Source organism: Pseudomonas sp. WS 5532 (assembly GCF_012985445.1).
GTDB lineage: Bacteria > Pseudomonadota > Gammaproteobacteria > Pseudomonadales > Pseudomonadaceae > Aquipseudomonas > Aquipseudomonas edaphica.
Map to the genome: position 1 here is coordinate 537,665 of NZ_JAAQWK010000002.1, position 19,361 is coordinate 557,025.

A 19,361-nucleotide genomic window follows, 5' to 3' on the forward strand; every position below is an offset into this window, starting at 1 on the left:
GTGAATTCACAAAAGCTATCGCAGGCAAGCCAGCTCCCACATTGACCCAGTTTCTTCAGTTGGTTTTGCGGTGCCGACTAGCCCAGGTTCTTGCCCAGCAGGGCATGGTACAGCTCGCTATCCCCCAGAATCCCCACCACCTGGTTGTTGTTATGCAACACCAGCTTGTTCCCCGTGTGATACCGGATCTGCAACGCATCGCGCATGCCGATATTGGAATCCACCAGCGTCGGTACCCGGCCCAAACCTTCCACCGGTTGCCCCGGCGCCCAGTTCTGCAGGTTCAACGGCGTGCCGTTCTGGCGTGCGCCCTTGATCACATTGCCTTCGGCCAGGTCCAGCCACGAATCGCCGCCCGGGTCCAGGCTGATGGAGCCGTTGACGTGGGTGCAGTTCGCTACGGTACGCATCAGGCTGCGCCCGCACAGCACGTTCAGCGGGTTGGTATGGGCGACGAAGGTGCGCACATAGTCGTCCGCCGGGTTCAGCACAATCTCTTCCGGCACGCTGTACTGGATGATCTTGCCGTCTTTCATGATCGCGATGCGGCTGCCTAGTTTCAGCGCCTCATCCAGGTCGTGGCTCACGAACACGATGGTCTTGCTCAGCTTGCGTTGCAGCTCCAGCAGCTCATCTTGCAGGCCCTGGCGGATCAGCGGGTCGAGGGCCGAGAAGGGTTCGTCCATCAGCAGGATATCGGCGTCCATCGCCAACGCGCGGGCCAGGCCGACGCGCTGCTGCATGCCGCCGGAGAGCTCGTCGGGCTTCTTGTTACGCCATTGGGCCAGGCCCACCAGTTCAAGTTTTTCATCCACCAGCGCGCGCCGTTCTTTCTCCGGGCGGCCCTGCATCTCCAAGCCAAAGCTGATGTTCTCGCGCACCGTCAGCCACGGCATCAGCGCGAACTTCTGGAACACCATGGCGATGCGCTTGGTGCGCATCATTTTCAGCTCGGCGGGCGTGCAGGACGCAATGTCGATCTGGCGGCCTTCGTGCTCCACAAACAGCTGGCCGCGGCTTACGGTGTTGAGGCCGTTGATGCAGCGCAGCAGGCTCGACTTGCCGGAGCCGGACAGGCCCATCAGCACGCAGATCTCGCCCTTCTCAATGTCCAGGCTGGCTTTTTCAACGCCGACGATCTGCCCGGTCTTTTTCAGAATCTCGTTACGGCTCATGCCCTGGTCCAGCAGCTTGAGCGCTTCGCGTGGGTCTTTGGAGAAGATCACGTCGACATTGTCGAATCGGATAATGCTCATGCATCACCCCCTACTTTGGCGTCGGGTTGTTTGCAGATGCGGTCGAGCATGATGGCCAGCAATACGATTGCCAGGCCGGCTTCAAAGCCCAGGGCAATGTCGGCGGTGTTGAGTGCGTTGACCACCGGCTTGCCGAGGCCGTCGGCGCCCACCAGGGCCGCGATCACCACCATCGACAACGACAGCATGATGCATTGGGTAATGCCGGCGGCAATGCTCGGCATGGCGTGGGGCAGTTCAATGCGTGAGAGCAACTGACGGCGCGAGCAGCCAAAGGCCTTGCCGGCGTCCATCAACTCTTGCGGTACATCGCGGATACCCAGGTAGGTCAGGCGGATAGGCGCGGCAATCGCGAACACCACCGTGGAGATCAAGCCAGGCACCACACCCAGCCCGAAGAGGGTCAGGGTAGGGATGAGGTAGACGAAGGTCGGTACGGTCTGCATCAGATCGAGCACCGGCCGCATCATGGTGTAGAACAGCGGTTTGTGTGCGGCAACAATGCCCAGCGGCACACCGATGACCACGCAGACCAGGGTGGCGAACAACACCTGCGCGAGGGTCTCCATGGTTTCCTGCCAGTACCCCAGGTTGAGGATCAGCAGGAAGGAGGCGATGACAAAAACGGTCAGGCCCCATTTACGTTGAATAAAGTGAGCCAGCAGCGCAATCAGACCGATCAATGCCAGCGGATTGAACCAGGTCAGCGCGAACGTCACGCCGTGGATCATCGTTTCCAGGGTCGATGCGATGGCGTCGAAGTAGTTGGCACCATGTTTGGTCAACCATTCGACGAAGGCAGCGATGTACTGGCCTAGTGGGATTTTCTGTTCAGTCAGCATGGTAGTGAATGTCCACATGCGAAGGGGAAAACATCCCGGGGCAGCGCACCGCCCCGGGGTCAGCACTTACTTGGCGAGGTATTCCTTGACGGCCTCCAGACCGGGTTTGCCATCAACCGTGGTCACACCGGCGAGCCAGGTGTCGAGCACTTGCGGGTTCTTCTTCAGCCAGGCTTTGGCTGCGGCGTCGGGCTTCATCTTGTCGTCGAGGACGTTACCCATCAGGGTGCTTTCCATGTTCAAGGTGAACGACAGGTTTTTCAGCAACTGGCCGACGTTGCTGCATTCCTGGGTGTAGCCCTTGCGAACGTTGGTGTAGATGGTGGCCTGGCCGTAGTTGGGGCCGAACGAGTCGTCTCCGCCGGTCAGGTACTTCATCTTGAAGCGGGTGTTCATCGGGTGCGGTTCCCAGCCCAGGAACACGATGGCCTGGTCACGCTTGGAGGCGCGTTCCACCTGCGAGAGCATCCCGGCTTCGCTGGACTCAACCACTTTGAAACCCGCGGTTTTCAGGCCGAAGGCGTCTTTGTCGATGAGGGTCTGGATAGTGCGGTTGCCGTCGTTACCCGGCTCGATGCCGTAGATCTTGCCGCCCAGCTCATCCTTGAATTTGGCGATGTCGGCGAAGTCTTTGAGGCCCTTGTTGTACAGCGCCTCCGGGACCGCCAGGGTGTACTTGGCGTTTTCCAGGTTGGCGCGCACGGTTTCCACGGTGCCGGCATCACGGTATTGCTTGATGTCGTTTTCCATGGTCGGCATCCAGTTGCCGAGGAAGATGTCCATGTTCTTGCCGTCGGCCAGGGACTTGTAGGTCACCGGTACCGAAATCATCGTGGTGCGCGGTTTATAGCCAAGGCCCTTGAGGACTTCGCTGGTGGTCGCGGTGGTGACAGTGATGTCGGTCCAGCCGACATCGGAGAAGTTAACGGTCTTGCACTGTTCCGGTTCTGCAGCGTGTGCCAGGACTGGCAGACTCAGCATGGCGGCCAACAACAACGAGGGTGAACCTTTCATCGGGGTAGACTCCTGTGTCTTTTCTGGCGGCATTCGCCGCGCTTTATAAGTGTTGCGGTTGGGGCGTGCATCGAGGCGACGGCACGGTGCCTTGCAAACGAGTCGAGACTGATCATGTACCAGTGAAAATCTGACGCCTACAGGGGGCGTCGTATCCAGTACAGGGATGGTCGTATCCAGTGTCGGTGACGTCGCTTACAGATTTTTCCAATGGCAAAACCGCAGTTTTTACCGATCTGAACCGCTAAAAACGGCCAAAATGCCCGATCACACGAGAGCGGCGTTGTTGAGCATGGTTACGTCGGTGTGAGACGCCGTGAAGGCAAGCAAAAGCTTGATGATGCCGCCATCTGGGCGATCTGAGCGTAGCACCTCGTTCAAGCCTGGCCGTGCTTATCGAGGAGTTCTACCGCAATGGCTATCAGTGTTTTCGACCTGTTCAAGATCGGCATCGGGCCTTCTAGTTCTCACACCGTCGGCCCCATGCGCGCCGCAGCGTTGTTCGTTCAGCACTTGCGTGAACGTGGAGTGTTGGAACAAGTACGTCGCGTTGAAGTTCAGCTATATGGCTCGTTGTCGGCCACCGGCATCGGCCATGGCAGCGACACGGCGACCATCATGGGCCTGATGGGCGAGTGGCCGGACGCAATCGACCCGGCGCAAATCGGCCTGCGTATTCACACCCTGCGCGAGACCGACACGCTCTTGCTCGACGGCCGCCTGCCGGTGCCCTTCGTCTGGGCACGCGATATGCGCCTGCTCGACGAAAACCTGCCGTTCCACCCCAACGCCATGACCCTGGTGGTGTTCGATGATGACGGCGAACTGCACCGCGGCACCTACTATTCAGTCGGTGGTGGTTTTGTGGTGGACGAGGCCCAGGCGCAGAGCGGCGTGGCCGATATGGACCGTACCGAACTGCCGTATGATTTTTCCAGTGCTGTGGAGCTGTTGCAGTTGTGCAAGACCCACAACCTGCGCGTCGCCGAACTAATGTTGGCCAACGAAAAAACCTGGCGCAGCGAAGACGAAATCCGCAGTGGCCTGATGAAGCTCTGGCGCGCCATGCAAGACTGCGTGGAGCAGGGCCTCAAGCACGAAGGCATCCTGCCCGGTGGCCTGAATGTGCGTCGCCGCGCCGCCAAGTTGCACCGCAGTTTGCAGGAGCTGGGCAAACCGAACGTGATTGGCTCGACCTTGAGCGCCATGGAGTGGGTCAACCTCTTCGCCCTGGCGGTCAATGAAGAAAACGCCGCCGGTGGGCGCATGGTCACCGCCCCCACCAATGGCGCGGCGGGGATTATTCCTGCGGTGCTGCACTACTTTATGAAGTTCAGCGAAGAAGTCACCGAAGCCAACGTGGTCGACTATTTGCTGAGCGCTGCGGCCGTCGGGATTCTGTGCAAGAAAAACGCCTCGATTTCCGGCGCCGAAGTCGGCTGCCAGGGTGAAGTCGGTTCAGCCTGTGCCATGGCCGCTGCGGGACTTGCCGAGATCCTCGGCGCCACGCCGGAGCAACTGTGCAACGCCGCCGAAATTGGCCTGGAACATAACCTCGGCCTGACCTGCGACCCGGTCGGCGGGCTGGTGCAAGTGCCGTGCATCGAGCGCAACGCGATTGCGGCGGTGAAGGCGATCAACGCCGCGCAGATGGCGCTGCGCGGTGATGGTCAGCACTTCATTTCCCTTGACCGGGTGATCCGCACCATGCGCGATACCGGCGCGGATATGCATGACAAGTACAAAGAGACTTCGCGGGGTGGTTTGGCCGTCAGCGCAGTAGAGTGTTGATTCACTAATGCCGCCATCGCAGGCAAGCCAGCGCCCACATTTGGAATGCATTCCCCTGTGGGAGCTGGCTTGCCTGCGATGGCGGTAGTTGCAGCACCACTGCTCATAAAGTGAACACCGGAACCCAAAAGCGCCACCTTTTAGCGCGTCGCAAATAGATAAGTAGCTTGCGAACGATTCCGTGCCTCACCACTCGTCACCCGTGCGTGCGGTGACAGACTTTTCCCACGCCCGCAAAGCGCCTTCCCACAAGTGCTACCGATCTGCTCACACCCCAGAGCAGGGCCGGTCTGACGTCCATTTCTGGCCATATTCCGCACTCCCCGCGCGGGCTTATATAGACGCGTCATCAGGTCGTTTTTAGGAGTTATTGGATGGCCATTCAATTTTAGGCATGGCATTTGCTCTACCCATTCAAAGCCTCGCTCCTTGCTGGAGACGAACGCAATAACAAGAGCCTCGCCTGAGGCCATCACCCGCTTTGTGTGAGGAGATACCGCGATGACGTCGTTCAACTCCGGGGCCCAACCCCAGAACCGTGCGCCTCAATCCATCGGCTTTTTGCTGCTGGACAATTTCACGCTGATTTCCCTGGCTTCGGCAGTGGAACCGCTGCGCATGGCCAACCAGCTGTCCGGCCGCGAGCTGTATCGCTGGACAACCCTGAGTGTCGACGGCAACCAAGTGTGGGCCAGCGACGGTCTGCAAATCACCCCCGATGCCTCCATGCACAAAGCCCCGGCCCTGGACACTGTGATTGTGTGCGGTGGCGTGGGAATCCAGCGTACCGTTACCCGTGAGCACGTGTCGTGGCTGCAAAGCCAGGCGCGCCAGTCGCGTCGCCTCGGCGCCGTGTGCACAGGCAGTTGGGCCCTGGCCTGCGCCGGTTTGCTCGACGGTTTCGATTGCAGCGTGCACTGGGAATGCCTGGCGTCGATGCAGGAAGCCTTCCCGCGCGTGGCCATGAGCACGCGCCTGTTCACCCTCGACCGTAACCGCTTTACCAGCTCGGGCGGCACCGCGCCGCTGGACATGATGCTGCACCTGATCAGCCGCGACCACGGCCGTGAATTGTCGGCGGCCATCTCCGAGATGTTTGTGTACGAGCGCATCCGCAATGAACAGGATCACCAGCGCGTGCCGCTCAAGCACATGCTCGGCACCAACCAGCCGAAACTGCAGGAAATCGTCGCGCTGATGGAAGCCAACCTCGAAGAGCCGATCGACCTGGACGAACTGGCGGTGTACGTCGCCGTGTCGCGCCGCCAGCTGGAGCGGCTGTTCCAGAAATACCTGCACTGCTCGCCATCGCGCTACTACCTCAAATTGCGCCTGATCCGTGCACGGCAGTTGCTCAAGCAAACGCCGATGTCGATCATCGAAGTAGCGTCGGTGTGCGGGTTTGTGTCCACGCCGCACTTCTCCAAGTGCTACCGCGAATACTTTGGCATTCCGCCACGCGATGAGCGCGTAGGTTCCAACACCACCCAGCAAGTGGCGATGATGCCGATTCCGCAGGCGCTGGTGTTGTCACCGTTGTCGGGGCCGATGTCGGCGTTGAGCCAGGCGCGTAATGAGTCGACGTTTGCCAGTGTAAGGCTTTAGACCGAGGTGGCTTTATCGCAGCGATGCGGCGACCCGACAAGCCAGCTCTCCCATTTGAATTGTGAACCCAGTCAAATGTGGGAGCTGGCTTGCCTGCGATAGCGGTCTATCAGGCGCCCGAGCTTTGTTTGAACTGCACCAAAGCCGGCAACAACTGCTTGTCGATCGCCTGGCGCACCGCCGGCAAAATCGTCGCGCTGCCGGTGTACATCTGCTCCACCATGCCCTTGAGTGCCTTGGCCCGTGCGGCACTCAAACCGCGCACCGCACACTCGCAAGCCTGCTCGGCGCTGGCGCCGCTGGATACCTCAAAACCCAGCGAGCGCAGCTGGCTCAGCAGGTCATCCTGGTCAATCAAGTCCGCGTGCATCATGACGTTTATCCTGGTGTAGGGAACGGGATTGAATGGGATTCTGGTAGGCCCTCGGCCGGTCGGCAAGGGCAGAATCGGCGAATGGCTCAGATGGCTATGAACAGGTCGTTTTCGGGTCATTTACCGATAGCAACAATAGGCACACTGGAGGCCAGGCACGCACCTTGAAGGTTTGGTCACCCTCGGGATGTCACGCTCACACCAAGCACTCTGCCCCGATCCAGTCACGGCTGGCCCGGGGCTTTTTTTGCCGGGGTTTGTGGGAGCTGGCTTGCCTGCGATGGCCGCACCCCGGTCTACCTCTGCAACACCAATATCCGGGACAACAACTCATCCCGATCAATGTAACAACCCTGAAAATGCCGCGCTCCCGAAGCCGGGTCAAACGCATTGCGCGCATGCAAGGTGCGGCGGTTATCAAAGCACCACAACTCACCCGGATTCAGGCGTTTGACCAGTCGAAAACGGTCTTCCCGCGTCATCGCAATAAAGCGCCGATACGCCCGATACAACAACGGCATCTGCTCCACCGGTGCCTCAAACGGCCCGCGCAAAAAGTTGGCCATGCGGATCTCCGCCACATCGCCCAAGGCATCCAGCGCAATGATCGGGGCCAGGCGGCGGTAGTCGCTGTGCCGGTCTTTATTGCGAAACTCCACCGGGATTTCACACAGGGCGCGAAACGCCTCGGGGTCTTCCGTGCGCAGCGCCTGGGCGATGGCAAACCCATCGACAAAAATGCTCTCGCCACCGTCAGCGTCGTTCACCAGGCAATGCAAAAATTGCAGCCCCGGTTGCAGCTCCCGTGTCGGCAAATCACTGTGCAGCGGCAGGTTGAAAGCGGTGTAAGCATTGCTGTCGGCATCGGCCTTGGACTGCACGTTGAACAGCACGCCGAAGTTGCTCTCGCGGATAAACGAAATACGCTTGGCGATCAGTGCCAGCGAGCCTGGTTCGGTGGGCACGCCACGGATTTGCGTAAGGCCGCCGTCACGCAAGGCCAGCAGCCATTGCAACAGGGCGTTGGGGTCTTCCATCACCGCTGAGTATTCAAATATGGGCAGTTCGAAGGTGCTGCCCCACAGTTGCGACTGGGGTTTGGCAGCGCGGCGTTCGGCGCGTGATTGATCGTCATAGGCATGGGCGCGCAACCAGCCTGGATCGTACTGGCTGCGATGGCCGCCGTACCATTCCACGCACAGAAAACCTTGATCTATGCGCGCGCTGACTGCGCGCAGATGCTCGTCCACATCGACAATTTCCAGCACCTGCTCGCGGGTCACGCTGTACACGCATTGGGCACAGGGGCAGTTGTCCCGCAGCCACTGATGATGGAACGGGCTGACCCGCCCATCGGCCCACTGCACGCGAATCTGGTTGTCCAGTACCTGCGCCTCGGCAAGGTCGCAGATCTTCGGGTAAGTACGGAAATCGGCAACAGCGGCGGCGGTTTGCATGGTGATTCCTTATTGTTTTTTGGGTGGTAATCCGATCACTCGGCCCAGCAAGGCAGGGCGCGGCAGATCGGCCTGTTCGGCACTGATGGTTGCCAGTTTCTCCAGCGTGGCCTCGGTAAACGGCGCTGAATGCGGCCCCGCCAGATCGACGTGCAGCAGCATCTGCTCGTTGCCGGCCAACTCCTTCGCGTCGCCCACAAGGTGCAGGCTGTGATAGAGGTGCAACCGCTTGGCGTCGTGGGCGATCAGTTGGGTGTGCACCTCCACCTCGGCGCCGAGTTTTACTTCGTGCAGGTAGTTCAGGTGCAGTTCCAGGGTGAACAGCGAGTGGCCGCTGGCTTCGCGGTTTTCGCTGTCCAGCCCGAGGGTGTCCATCAGCGCGTCCGTGGCGTAGCTGAAGATCAGCAGGTAAAACGCATCACGCAGGTGGCCGTTGTAATCCACCCAGTCGGGCTGGATGTGGGTGGTGTAGGTGGTCAGTGCAGGCATCACATATATTCCAGAATGTATGCAGTCAAAATGTGGGAGCTGGCTTGCCTGCGATGGCGATGGTGAATTTTGCATCGCTATCGCAGGCAAGCCAGCTCCCACACAGATCAACAGCGGTTATTCAGCGAAGCTCATGCCGTGTTTGGCTTTGGTGGTTTTCACCGCTTCCAATACCGCCAGCAAGCAATCATCACGATAGCGCTCCAGCGCCGAAATGCTGTGCTTACCCAGCTGATCGCTGGTGCCGTCGACCACATCGTCAATCAACTTGTCGGTCAGCTCCGGCGCCGGTAAATACGTCCACGGCAACTGCAACGCCGGGCCGAACTGGGCCATGAAGTGGCGCATTCCGGCATCACCGCCCGCGAGGGTGTAAGTCAGGAATGTGCCCATGAACGACCAGCGCAAACCGGCGCCAAAACGAATCGCGTCATCGATCTCGCCCGTGGTTGCCACGCCATCATTGACCAGGTGCAACGCCTCACGCCACAGCGCTTCGAGCAAGCGGTCAGCGATAAACCCCGGCACTTCCTTACGCACATGCAGCGGGCGCATGCCGAGGGATTCATACACCTTGATCGCCGCCTGAATTGCCTCCGGCGCGGTGTTCTTTCCGCCCACCACTTCCACCAGCGGCAACAGGTAAACCGGGTTGAAGGGGTGGCCGACCACGCAGCGTTCCGGGTGGGTGGAACCTTCGTAGAACTCGCTCGGCAACAGACCTGAAGTGCTCGAGCCAATCAGCGCATTCGGCTTGGCCGCTGCACTGATCTTGCTGTGCAGTTCGAGTTTCAGCTCCAGGCGTTCCGGGGCGCTTTCCTGGATGAAGTCGGCGTCTTTTACACATTCCTCAATGGTGGTTACAAAGCGCAGGCGATCCTGAGAGGCGCCCGGCGCCAGGCCTTGTTTCTCCAAGGCGCCCCAGGCGTTGGCAACACGTTTGCGCAGCGCTGCTTCAGCGCCAGGCGCCGGGTCCCAGGCCACCACATCCAGGCCGTGGGCCAGGGCGCGGGACACCCAGCCGCTGCCGATAACACCGCTGCCGAGGGCGGCGAAGGTTTTGATTTCGGTGATAAAGCTCATGTCGACAATCCCTGAATAATTCGGTGATCAATGTGGGAGCTGGCTTGTCGAATCGTCGCACCGCTGCGATATCGGTGTATCAGTTGGTGCATTCGGTGCAGGTGTACCGCTATCGCGGGCAAGCCCGGCTCCCACAGGGTTTTGTGGTGTCTGAGTTAGCCGCGCTTGGTCAGGCCCATCTTGATTCGGCCCTCCGCCGGGGTCATGACCCGCGCGCCCAGGCGGCTGAGGATTTCACTCGCGCGCTCCACCAGTTGGCCATTGGTGGCGAGCACGCCTTTGTCCAGCCACAGGTTGTCTTCCAGGCCGACCCGCACGTTGCCGCCCAGCAGCACCGCTTGCGCCGCCATGGGCATTTGCATGCGGCCGATACCGAAGCCGGCCCACACGGCGTCGGCAGGCAGGTTGTCGACCATGGCTTTCATGGTGGTGGTGTCGGCCGGTGCGCCCCATGGGATGCCCAGGCACAGCTGGAACAGCGGGTTGTCGAGCAAACCTTCCTTGATCATCTGCTTGGCAAACCACAGGTGGCCGGTGTCGAAAATTTCCAACTCGGCCTTAACGCCCAGCTCTTGAATACGCTTGGCGCCCGCCCGCAGTTGCGCCGGGGTAGAGACGTAAATGGTGTCGCCATCGCCGAAGTTGAGCGTGCCGCAGTCCAGGGTGCAGATCTCCGGCAGCAACTCCTCAACATGGGCCAGGCGCGTCAGCGGGCCGACCAGGTCGGTGTTGGGGCCGAACTCCATCGGGTTCTCGCCGCCGCCGATTTCCAGGTCGCCGCCCATACCGGCGGTGAGGTTGACGATGATGTCGATGTCGGCCTCGCGGATGCGCTCCATCACTTCGCGATACAGCGCCACGTCGCGGCTGAACTTGCCGGTTTGCGGGTCGCGCACATGGCAGTGCACCACGGTGGCGCCGGCCTTGGCGGCTTCCACCGCGGCTGCGGCGATTTGTTTGGGAGTGACCGGCACGTGCGGGCTGCGGCTGGTCGTGTCGCCAGCACCGGTGAGTGCGCAGGTGATGATGACGTCGTGGTTCATGAGGCGGTTCCTTACAGGCGGGCGTAGTGATGCCGTTCGCAGCCAACAGCGACTGCGATACGGTGATGCGAATCAGGTTATTTGCTGGTCAGTTGCAGGTTGGCCGCAGCCGGTTTGCCGTCGAAGGTGGTCACGCCTTCGAGCCAGCGCTGCTGGTCTTGCGGGTGGTCCTTGAGCCACTGCTTGGCCGACTCGAGGGCATCTTTGTGATCCAGCAACGGCTGCATCATTCGGCTCTCGTCGGCGGCGGTGAACGTCAGGTTGGTCAGCAGTTTGTGCACGTTGGGGCACTGCTCGGCGTAGGTCGGCGAAGTGACGCTCCACACCGTGGCCATGCCTTCGTTCGGGCCAAGGGCGTCGTCGCTGCCGGTGAGGTAAGTCATGGCGACGTTGACGTTCATCGGGTGCGGCGCCCAGCCGAAGAACACCACGGCCTCCTTGCGGCGCACGGCGCGGTCGACGGCGGCGAGCATCCCCGCTTCGCTGGACTCCACCAACTGGAACTTGCCGAGGCCGAACTGGTTCTTGGCGATCATCGCCTTGATCTGGGTATTGGCGCCCGAGCCTGGCTCGATGCCGTAGATCTTGCCGCCCAGTTCTTTTTCAAACTTGGCGATATCGGCGAAGGTTTTCAGGCCTTTATCCGCCAGATAAGTCGGCACCGCGAGGGTGGCGCGCGCATCTTCCAGGCTGGGTTTGTCGAGGACTTTGACTTGCTTGGCGTCCACAAACGGCGTGATGGTCTGGGTCATCAGCGGGTTCCAGTAGCCCAGGAACATATCCAGGCGCTGGTCGCGGATACCGGCGAAGATGATTTGCTGGGAAGCGCTGGTTTGTTTGGTCTTGTAGCCGAGGCCGTCGAGCAACACTTGGGTCATGGCGCTGGTGGCGATTACGTCGGTCCAGTTCACCACGCCCATGCGCACGTTCCGGCAAGACTCTGCGTCGGCCGCGAATACGCTGGTGCTTAAGATGGCGCTGGCGCTGAGTGCAAGCACGCAGCGGCTGATCAGTCGGTTCATGGTGGATCCCTCGGCAGGTCGTTATTGTGGGTGCCGGCGTCTTTGTGCGCCGTGGGATCAAGTTACGCAGCTTGAGGGGAGGCAAAGCGCACGGCGGCGACCAGCTCTTGCACTGCAGCGACCTGTGCTCTTGAATGGCCCGTTGAACTGGCGTATCACAGTGAGCACGCTGCCCGTCCTACGAGAGCGCCACCATGTCCCAGGATTTCTACTTTCTGCTGATGCCGGGTTTCTCGGCCATCGGCTTTATCTCCGCGCTGGAACCGCTGCGCGTGGCCAACCGCTTTCGCGGCGAGTTGTACCGTTGGCACGTGTTGAGTGCCGATGGCGGCGCGGTGTTGGCGAGCAATGGCATGTCGGTGAACGCCGACGCCGCATTGGAGCCGCTGAAAAAAGGCGCGACGCTGATGGTGGTCGCAGGCTTCGAACCCTTGAAGTTCACCACGCCCGCACTTGAACACTGGCTGCGCCGCCTCGACCTCGACGGCGTCACCCTCGGCGCCATCGACACCGGCGCCTGCGTGCTCGCCGAAGCAGGCTTGCTCGACGGCCACCGCTTGACCTTGCACTGGGAAGCCATCGACGCGTTCAAGGAATCTTATCCACAGCTCACCGTGACCCAGGAACTGTTCGAGATTGACCGCCGGCGCATCACCTGCGCCGGTGGCACCGCCTCCATCGACCTGATGCTCGACCTGATCGCCCAGGCCCACGGCCCGGACCTGGCCATCCAGGTGTCCGAGCAATTCGTACTCGGGCGCATCCGCCCGCGCAAGGACCACCAGCGCATGCAGATCGCCACGCGCTATGGCATCAACAACAAGAAGTTGGTGCAGGTGATCGGTGAAATGGAGCAACACACCGAGCCGCCACTGAGCACCTTGGCGTTGGCCGATGCAATTAAAGTCACCCGGCGTCAGCTGGAACGGCTATTCCGCCTGCACCTGAACGACACGCCAAGTAACTTCTACCTCGGCCTGCGCCTGGAAAAAGCCCGGCAGTTGTTGCGCCAGAGCGACATGAGCGTGCTGGAAGTGAGCATTGCGTGCGGGTTTGAGTCGCCGTCGTACTTCACCCGCAGCTACAGGGCGCGGTTTGCCAAGTGCCCGAGAGAGGATCGGCGACGGGAGGTGGTTTGACCGGCAATTATAGTCAATTATACTCACGACTATAATTTATAGTGCTTCCAATAATTGAGTATAAAACCATGTCCAAGCACAGCGGCTTTGTGTTTCGCCGCCCGACGCTGGCTCGCAGCATTGCTGATGGCTTGGTGGGCGCCGGGATTCAGGATTTCACTTCAGGCCTGTTCCTCGCAGCACCTCGACGCACCGGCAAAAGCACCTTTTTGCGCGAAGACTTGATCCCGGAGTGCCAGTTGCGGGGTTGGCTGACGGTGTATGTCGATCTCTGGGCTGACAAAGAAAAAGACCCCGCGGAGTTGATTGCCAGCGCGATTGCTGCGGCGCTGGTGCCCTATGAAAAGGGCATTCGCAAGCTGGCCAAGAACATTGGAATCGAGAAACTAAGCTTCCTGCGTACCCTTTCCTGGGACTTCAGCAAGCCACAATTGCCGGTTGGCGCGACGCTGACCCAAGCCTTGGAGTTGCTCCACAGCGCAGCCGAAAAGCCTGTCGTGCTGGTGATTGACGAAGCGCAGCACGCATTAACCACCGAGCCTGGTATCAACGCGATGTTCGCGTTGAAAGCTGCCCGGGATCAGCTCAACCAGGGCCGTGACGAGGAGGGCAGTGGCTTGCGCCTGGTATTCACTGGCTCCAATCGCGACAAGCTTGCGCATTTGGTCCTCGGTAAAAGCCAGCCATTCTTCGGCTCCAGCATTACCCCGTTCCCTTTGCTCGGCAAAGAGTTTACCCAGGCCTACACCCTGCACCTCAACGCGCATTTGGCCAAAACCAATCAGTTCAACGCGGCGGACATCGACGAAGCCTTTGAACTGGTCGGCCGGCGCCCGGAGATGCTGCGTACCATCATCGGCGAAGTGGCGCTGGAGTTGGGCGAGGCGAGCAACCTGGGCCAACTGCTGCACAGCCGCGCCGAACTGTTGCGTGCCGGCGTGTGGACCGAATTTGAAAGCGCGTGGAACAACCTCACCATTCCCCAGCGTGCTGTGTTGGAGGTGATGGTGGTGCGTTCGCAGAACAACGAGCCTTTTGCGCCGTTTACCGACAGTACACTCACGGCGGTCAGCAAGGCACTGGAGGACATGGGCAGCGACGTGGTGCCGGGCACCCAGACCATTCAGGCCTGTATCGATGCCTTGCGTGACAAAGAGCTAGTGTGGAAGTCGAGTCGCGGCGGGTATGCCCTGGAAGACAAATCCTTTGGCGATTGGCTGCTGCACAGAAGCCGTACAGCGAATTCAAAGACACCATAAATCAAATGTGGGAGCTGGCTTGCCTGCGATAGCGGTAGATCAGGCAGTACAGCGTTATCTGACAAACCGCCATCGCAGGCAAGCCAGCTCCCACAGGGGATTGGTGGTGTGGCTTACTTTTTTACCAGCGCCGAACACGCCGCCTTGAAGGCCTCATGCTGATACTTGTTCAGCGAGGCCGGCAGGGCAAAATCGTGCTTTTTGTTCTGCGCATTGATGGTCTGCGGCGACAGCAATGCCACCTCAACACCGTCGAGCAACTGAAACACCCCTTCAATCTTGAACGTGGTCGGGCCACCGGCGAATTCGCCTTTCTTGCTGCGTTTTTTGATCGCGATGCGGGTGATGGCGTTTTCTTGCACAAACGCCTTCACTTGGGCGGCGAAGGCTTTGACGTTGGCCGCCTCATCGTCGTCTTCAAGCGCGATTTTCTTGGTGGCCAGGGCCACATGGGTCAGCGCCTGGTTGTCCAGGGAGGCGACAGCGATGATGGCTTCGCTGCCTTTGATTTCGATGCCGCAGATAGTCATGGATAGCCTGGTTTCAGAGAAAAAGTGACGGGATTGTCGCTTATTCCTGCCCGATCGACTCCAAAAACTCCGACCGCTCATCACTCATTCGCGCCAGGCAGTCATTCTGTTGAATCGCGTAGTCCTTGCTGCCATTCACCGCCGGGAAGGTGTCCACCGCGCAATCGGCATCGCGCAGTTTTTCCCATTTTTGCTGGGCATCCTTCAGACGAGCGGTAATGTCGGCCAGTTGCGACTTGTTGCTGCCATAGGTCGAACCCATGCGTTCCAGCAAGCCCTGGTAGTTATCCTTGAGCAATTGCTCGGCGGTGGTTTTGTTATAGGTGGCGCATTCCAGGGTTTGTTTGTCGTTTTCGATGCCATCGCAGGGCGTGCTGTCGGTGTCTTCAGCGGCGTGTACGCCGGTTGCGATGAGTGCCAAAGCCAGGAAAATCGATTTCATTGCGCCGTCTCATATCAGGTGATGAGCAAATTCTGGCTCAAGCGTGGGACAAAGAACAGCCACCTGTCAGCTATGTCATGTAGGCCTTTGTCGCTGATTGACGCTTTCGGCAATTCCCCTGTCGTTTTTGCACCCGGCTCCGTCGGCCCCTGAGCATATGCTGGCCCCAAAGCGCCGGCAGACGATTCGGCGCATGAATCGCCAATAAGGGGACGCCTGATGAGCCCAGCCGAGTTGCACGCCGACAGCATCGTTATCGACGGTCTGATTATTGCCAAGTGGAACCGCGACCTGTTCGAAGACATGCGCAAAGGTGGCCTCACCGCCGCTAATTGCACGGTGTCGGTGTGGGAAGGCTTCCAGGCCACGATCAACAACATCGTTGCCAGCCAGACCCTGATCCGTGAAAACAGCGACCTGGTGATCCCGGTGAAAACTACCGCCGACATTCGCCGTGCAAAAGAGCAGGGCAAGACCGGCATCATCTTCGGCTTCCAGAACGCCCATGCGTTTGAGGACCAACTCGGCTACGTCGAGATCTTCAAGCAGCTCGGCGTGGGTGTGGTGCAGATGTGCTACAACACCCAGAACCTGGTCGGCACCGGTTGCTACGAGCGTGACGGCGGGCTGTCGGGCTTTGGTCGTGAGATCGTCGGTGAGATGAACCGTGTCGGCATCATGTGCGACCTGTCCCACGTCGGTTCCAAGACCAGCGAAGAAGTCATCCTCGAATCGAAAAAGCCGGTGTGCTACTCCCACTGCCTGCCGTCGGGCCTTAAAGAACACCCGCGCAACAAGTCCGATGAAGAACTCAAGTTCATCGCCGACCATGGCGGTTTTGTCGGCGTGACCATGTTCGCGCCGTTCCTGGCCAAGGGCATCGATTCGACCATCGACGACTACGCCGAAGCCATCGAATACACCATGAACATCGTCGGCGAAGACGCCATTGGCATTGGCACCGACTTCACCCAGGGCCATGGCCAGGATTTCTTTGAAATGCTGACCCATGACAAAGGCTACGCCCGCCGTCTGACCAGCTTCGGCAAGATCATCAACCCGCTGGGCATCCGCACCGTGGGCGAGTTCCCCAACCTCACCGAGACCTTGCTCAAACGCGGCCACAGCGAGCGCGTGGTGCGCAAGATCATGGGCGAGAACTGGGTCAATGTCTTGAAAGACGTCTGGGGCGAATAAGCCACCGCATTTCTCCCCGACCGTTCGCGTCGGGGCATACCTGAGAATTTTCTGGAGTTAAGTTTCCATGGCCAAAATCGCCCCGCAATTGCCTATCGAAGTCGACAGCGAAACCGGTGTCTGGACCTCCGACGCCCTGCCGATGCTATATGTGCCACGGCATTTCTTCGTCAACAACCACATGGGCATCGAAGAAGTGCTGGGCGCCGACGCCTACGCCGAAATCCTCTACAAGGCCGGCTACAAATCTGCCTGGCACTGGTGTGAAAAAGAAGCTGAGTGCCACGGCCTGGAAGGCGTTGCGGTGTTCGAGCACTACATGAAGCGCCTGTCGCAACGCGGCTGGGGCCTGTTCAAGATCCAGGACATCGACCTCGATAAAGGCACCGCCAGCGTCAAGTTGGAACACTCGGCGTTTGTCTACGTGTACGGCAAGGTCGGGCGCAAAGTGGACTACATGTTCACCGGTTGGTTTGCCGGTGCCATGGACCAGATTCTGCAGGCGCGCGGCAGCAAGATTCGCACCGTAGCCGAGCAAGTTTACGGAGGCTCCGAAGAGGGCCATGACGACGGCCTGTTCACCGTCAAGCCGTTGTAAGTCGAGGAACCGTGCCATGGCTTTCGAAGCAATGTTTGCGCCGATCCAGATCGGCAAACTGACCATCCGCAACCGCGTGCTCAGTACCGCCCACGCCGAGGTGTATGCCACCGACGGCGGCATGACCACCGACCGCTATGTGAAGTACTACGAAGAGAAAGCCAAGGGCGGTATCGGCCTGGCGATCTGTGGCGGCTCCTCGGTGGTGGCCATCGACAGCCCGCAGGAATGGTGGAGTTCGGTGAACCTGTCCACCGACCGCATCATCCCGCACTTCCAGAACCTGGCCGACGCCATGCACAAGCATGGCGCCAAGATCATGATCCAGATTACCCACATGGGCCGTCGCTCGCGCTGGGACGGCTTTAACTGGCCAACCCTGATGTCACCGTCCGGCGTGCGTGAGCCGGTGCACCGTGCTACCTGCAAGACCATCGAGCCGGAAGAAATCTGGCGCGTGATCGGCAACTACGCCAGCGCCGCCAAGCGCGCCAAGGCCGGTGGCCTGGATGGTGTGGAACTGTCCGCGGTGCACCAGCACATGATCGACCAGTTCTGGAGCCCGCGGGTCAACAAGCGTACCGACGAATGGGGCGGCACCTTCGAGGGCCGCATGAAGTTCGGCCTGGAAGTACTCAAGGCCGTGCGCGCCGAGGTCGGTGACGACTTCTGCGTGGGCATGCGCCTGTGTGGCGACGAGTTCCACCCGGACGGCTTGTCCCACGAGGACATGAAGCAAATCGCCAAGTATTACGACGACACCGGCATGCTCGATTTTATCGGCGTGGTGGGCTCGGGTTGCGACACCCACAACACCCTGGCCAACGTGATCCCCAACATGAGCTACCCGCCGGAGCCGTTCCTGCACCTGGCGGCCGGTATCAAGGAAGTGGTCAAGGTTCCAGTGCTGCACGCACAGAACATCAAGGACCCGAACCAGGCCACGCGCATTCTGGAAGGCGGCTATGTGGACATGGTCGGCATGACCCGTGCGCACATCGCCGACCCGCACCTGATCGCCAAGATCAAGATGGGCCAGATCGACCAGATCAAACAATGCGTCGGCGCCAACTACTGCATCGACCGCCAATACCAGGGCCTGGATGTGCTGTGCATCCAGAACGCCGCGACCTCCCGTGAATACATGGGCGTGCCGCACATCATCGAGAAATCCACCGGGGCCAAACGCAAAGTCGTGGTGGTCGGTGCCGGTCCGGCCGGGATGGAAGCGGCGCGGGTCGCGGCCGAACGTGGCCACGACGTGACCCTGTTGGAGAAGAAAGAGTTTATCGGCGGGCAAATTACCACCGCCTCCAAAGCCCCGCAGCGTGACCAGATTGCTGGTATCACCCGCTGGTTCCAGCTGGAGTTGGCGCGCTTGAAAGTCGACCTGCGCCTGGGCGTGGCGGCGGATGCCGAGACCATCCTCGACCTGCGCCCTGACATCGTGGTGCTGGCCGTCGGCGGGCATCCGTTTATCGAGCAGAACGAACATTGGGGCGCCGCTGAAGGCCTGGTAGTCAGCAGTTGGGACGTGCTCGACGGCAAAGTCGCGCCGGGCAAGAACGTGCTGGTGTACGACACCATCTGCGAGTTCACCGGCATGTCGGTGGCGGACTTCCTGGCCGACAAAGGCAGCCAGGTGGAAATCGTCACCGACGACATCAAGCCTGGCGTGGCGATTGGCGGTACGTCGTTCCCGACTTACTACCGCAGCATGTACCCCAAAGAAGTGATCATGACCGGCGACATGATGCTGGAAAAGGTTTACCGCGAGGGCGACAAGCTGGTGGCGGTGCTGGAGAACGAATACACCGGCGCCAAGGAAGAACGCGTGGTTGACCAAGTGGTGGTCGAGAACGGCGTGCGCCCGGACGAAGCTATCTACTACGGGCTCAAGGAAGGTTCGCGCAACAAGGGCCAGATTGACGTCGAAGCCTTGTTCGCGATCAAGCCGCAGCCGTGCTTGAGCGAAGCGGGTGACGGCTACTTGCTGTTCCGCATTGGTGACTGTGTGGCGCAGCGTAATACCCACGCCGCTATCTATGACGCCCTGCGCTTGTGCAAGGATTTCTAGGCAACCACCGAACCACTGTGGGAACCGGTCAATGTGGGAGCCGGGCTTGCCCGCGATGCAGGCGACTCGGTCTTGAGTGACACCGAGGCGATGCCATCGCAGGCAAGCCAGCTCCCACCTTTATCCGGTTCCCATGCAAGACCT

At 60.1% G+C, this 19,361-nt stretch carries 18 protein-coding genes; 7 read left to right on the forward strand and 11 right to left on the reverse strand.

What is annotated here, in order from left to right; translation table 11 throughout:
- Window positions 1–77: 77 nt before the first annotated feature.
- The 3 genes from choV to HBO23_RS06105 form a co-directional block, all read right to left on the reverse strand.
- Window positions 78–1,256 (reverse strand): choline ABC transporter ATP-binding protein, encoded by a 1,179-nt coding sequence (gene choV, locus HBO23_RS06095; protein WP_170036859.1) that lies wholly within the window; start codon window positions 1,254–1,256, stop codon window positions 78–80.
- A complete protein-coding gene (gene choW, locus HBO23_RS06100; protein ID WP_017139374.1) occupies window positions 1,253–2,098 on the reverse strand; it encodes a choline ABC transporter permease subunit in 846 nt (281 codons plus the stop codon). The genes choV and choW overlap by 4 nt, the downstream gene beginning before the upstream one ends.
- 66 nt (window positions 2,099–2,164) lie before the next feature.
- On the reverse strand, window positions 2,165–3,112 hold the full coding sequence (locus HBO23_RS06105) for a choline ABC transporter substrate-binding protein (protein WP_099550374.1): 948 nt from the start codon (window positions 3,110–3,112) through the stop codon (window positions 2,165–2,167).
- Window positions 3,113–3,526: 414 nt separating this feature from the next.
- On the opposite strand from HBO23_RS06105, the gene HBO23_RS06110 reads away from it, so the two are divergent.
- Window positions 3,527–4,903, forward strand: a complete 1,377-nt coding sequence (locus HBO23_RS06110) for an L-serine ammonia-lyase (protein ID WP_099550375.1) — start codon at window positions 3,527–3,529, stop codon at window positions 4,901–4,903.
- A 501-nt stretch (window positions 4,904–5,404) separates the two neighbouring features.
- Window positions 5,405–6,508, forward strand: a complete 1,104-nt coding sequence (locus tag HBO23_RS06115; RefSeq protein ID WP_005792167.1) for a GlxA family transcriptional regulator — start codon at window positions 5,405–5,407, stop codon at window positions 6,506–6,508.
- A 109-nt stretch (window positions 6,509–6,617) separates the two neighbouring features.
- Here the strand turns inward: HBO23_RS06115 and HBO23_RS06120 are convergent, their stop codons facing one another.
- From HBO23_RS06120 to HBO23_RS06145, 6 genes are all read right to left on the reverse strand, one after another.
- Window positions 6,618–6,881, reverse strand: a complete 264-nt coding sequence (locus HBO23_RS06120; protein WP_017139371.1) for a hypothetical protein — start codon at window positions 6,879–6,881, stop codon at window positions 6,618–6,620.
- 296 nt (window positions 6,882–7,177) lie between these two features.
- Window positions 7,178–8,338 carry a gamma-butyrobetaine dioxygenase gene (locus tag HBO23_RS06125; protein WP_170036861.1) on the reverse strand — a complete coding sequence of 387 codons (1,161 nt, stop codon included), beginning with the start codon at window positions 8,336–8,338 and terminating at the stop codon, window positions 7,178–7,180.
- A gap of 9 nt (window positions 8,339–8,347) precedes the next feature.
- Window positions 8,348–8,827 (reverse strand): thioesterase family protein, encoded by a 480-nt coding sequence (locus HBO23_RS06130; RefSeq protein ID WP_170036870.1) that lies wholly within the window; start codon window positions 8,825–8,827, stop codon window positions 8,348–8,350.
- Window positions 8,828–8,944: 117 nt separating this feature from the next.
- Complete coding sequence (locus tag HBO23_RS06135; protein WP_170036872.1) at window positions 8,945–9,910, reverse strand: L-carnitine dehydrogenase; 966 nt, start codon at window positions 9,908–9,910, stop codon at window positions 8,945–8,947.
- Window positions 9,911–10,065: 155 nt separating this feature from the next.
- A complete protein-coding gene (locus HBO23_RS06140) occupies window positions 10,066–10,953 on the reverse strand; it encodes a 3-keto-5-aminohexanoate cleavage protein (protein ID WP_017139368.1) in 888 nt (295 codons plus the stop codon).
- 77 nt (window positions 10,954–11,030) lie between these two features.
- Window positions 11,031–11,975 carry a choline ABC transporter substrate-binding protein gene (locus HBO23_RS06145; protein ID WP_017139367.1) on the reverse strand — a complete coding sequence of 315 codons (945 nt, stop codon included), beginning with the start codon at window positions 11,973–11,975 and terminating at the stop codon, window positions 11,031–11,033.
- 194 nt (window positions 11,976–12,169) lie between these two features.
- Between HBO23_RS06145 and HBO23_RS06150 the strand changes: the two genes are divergently transcribed.
- Together HBO23_RS06150 and HBO23_RS06155 are read left to right on the forward strand one after the other, a co-directional pair.
- Window positions 12,170–13,114, forward strand: coding sequence for a GlxA family transcriptional regulator (locus HBO23_RS06150; protein WP_099550379.1), 945 nt, complete (start codon window positions 12,170–12,172; stop codon window positions 13,112–13,114).
- Window positions 13,115–13,182: 68 nt separating this feature from the next.
- Entirely contained in the window at window positions 13,183–14,373 is a 1,191-nt protein-coding gene (locus HBO23_RS06155; protein ID WP_017139365.1) for an AAA family ATPase, read from the forward strand.
- A gap of 113 nt (window positions 14,374–14,486) precedes the next feature.
- On the opposite strand, the gene HBO23_RS06160 is transcribed toward HBO23_RS06155, so the two are convergent.
- Both HBO23_RS06160 and HBO23_RS06165 read right to left on the reverse strand, forming a co-directional pair.
- The gene (locus HBO23_RS06160; protein WP_138451718.1) at window positions 14,487–14,903 is read right to left on the reverse strand and encodes a DUF3010 family protein; all 417 of its coding nucleotides are present in this window, start codon (window positions 14,901–14,903) and stop codon (window positions 14,487–14,489) included.
- 40 nt (window positions 14,904–14,943) lie between these two features.
- A complete protein-coding gene (locus tag HBO23_RS06165) occupies window positions 14,944–15,345 on the reverse strand; it encodes a lysozyme inhibitor LprI family protein (RefSeq protein WP_017139363.1) in 402 nt (133 codons plus the stop codon).
- 219 nt (window positions 15,346–15,564) lie between these two features.
- On the opposite strand from HBO23_RS06165, the gene HBO23_RS06170 reads away from it, so the two are divergent.
- From HBO23_RS06170 to dgcA, 3 genes are all read left to right on the forward strand, one after another.
- Complete coding sequence (locus tag HBO23_RS06170; RefSeq protein WP_014720245.1) at window positions 15,565–16,542, forward strand: dipeptidase; 978 nt, start codon at window positions 15,565–15,567, stop codon at window positions 16,540–16,542.
- 67 nt (window positions 16,543–16,609) lie between these two features.
- Window positions 16,610–17,140 (forward strand): DUF5943 domain-containing protein, encoded by a 531-nt coding sequence (locus tag HBO23_RS06175; RefSeq protein ID WP_008033249.1) that lies wholly within the window; start codon window positions 16,610–16,612, stop codon window positions 17,138–17,140.
- Between the two features lie 16 nt (window positions 17,141–17,156).
- Entirely contained in the window at window positions 17,157–19,217 is a 2,061-nt protein-coding gene (dgcA, locus tag HBO23_RS06180) for a dimethylglycine demethylation protein DgcA (RefSeq protein ID WP_099550382.1), read from the forward strand.
- Window positions 19,218–19,361 lie beyond the last annotated feature (144 nt).

Bases quoted from the DNA above. Each gene is read 5' to 3' on its own strand.
- choV (WP_170036859.1), bottom strand. From the start codon at position 1,256: ATGAGCATTATCCGATTCGACAATGTCGACGTGATCTTCTCCAAAGAC.
- choW (WP_017139374.1), bottom strand. From the start codon at position 2,098: ATGCTGACTGAACAGAAAATCCCACTAGGCCAGTACATCGCTGCCTTC.
- HBO23_RS06105 (WP_099550374.1), bottom strand. From the start codon at position 3,112: ATGAAAGGTTCACCCTCGTTGTTGTTGGCCGCCATGCTGAGTCTGCCA.
- HBO23_RS06110 (WP_099550375.1), top strand. From the start codon at position 3,527: ATGGCTATCAGTGTTTTCGACCTGTTCAAGATCGGCATCGGGCCTTCT.
- HBO23_RS06115 (WP_005792167.1), top strand. From the start codon at position 5,405: ATGACGTCGTTCAACTCCGGGGCCCAACCCCAGAACCGTGCGCCTCAA.
- HBO23_RS06120 (WP_017139371.1), bottom strand. From the start codon at position 6,881: ATGATGCACGCGGACTTGATTGACCAGGATGACCTGCTGAGCCAGCTG.
- HBO23_RS06125 (WP_170036861.1), bottom strand. From the start codon at position 8,338: ATGCAAACCGCCGCCGCTGTTGCCGATTTCCGTACTTACCCGAAGATC.
- HBO23_RS06130 (WP_170036870.1), bottom strand. From the start codon at position 8,827: ATGCCTGCACTGACCACCTACACCACCCACATCCAGCCCGACTGGGTG.
- HBO23_RS06135 (WP_170036872.1), bottom strand. From the start codon at position 9,910: ATGAGCTTTATCACCGAAATCAAAACCTTCGCCGCCCTCGGCAGCGGT.
- HBO23_RS06140 (WP_017139368.1), bottom strand. From the start codon at position 10,953: ATGAACCACGACGTCATCATCACCTGCGCACTCACCGGTGCTGGCGAC.
- HBO23_RS06145 (WP_017139367.1), bottom strand. From the start codon at position 11,975: ATGAACCGACTGATCAGCCGCTGCGTGCTTGCACTCAGCGCCAGCGCC.
- HBO23_RS06150 (WP_099550379.1), top strand. From the start codon at position 12,170: ATGTCCCAGGATTTCTACTTTCTGCTGATGCCGGGTTTCTCGGCCATC.
- HBO23_RS06155 (WP_017139365.1), top strand. From the start codon at position 13,183: ATGTCCAAGCACAGCGGCTTTGTGTTTCGCCGCCCGACGCTGGCTCGC.
- HBO23_RS06160 (WP_138451718.1), bottom strand. From the start codon at position 14,903: ATGACTATCTGCGGCATCGAAATCAAAGGCAGCGAAGCCATCATCGCT.
- HBO23_RS06165 (WP_017139363.1), bottom strand. From the start codon at position 15,345: ATGAAATCGATTTTCCTGGCTTTGGCACTCATCGCAACCGGCGTACAC.
- HBO23_RS06170 (WP_014720245.1), top strand. From the start codon at position 15,565: ATGAGCCCAGCCGAGTTGCACGCCGACAGCATCGTTATCGACGGTCTG.
- HBO23_RS06175 (WP_008033249.1), top strand. From the start codon at position 16,610: ATGGCCAAAATCGCCCCGCAATTGCCTATCGAAGTCGACAGCGAAACC.
- dgcA (WP_099550382.1), top strand. From the start codon at position 17,157: ATGGCTTTCGAAGCAATGTTTGCGCCGATCCAGATCGGCAAACTGACC.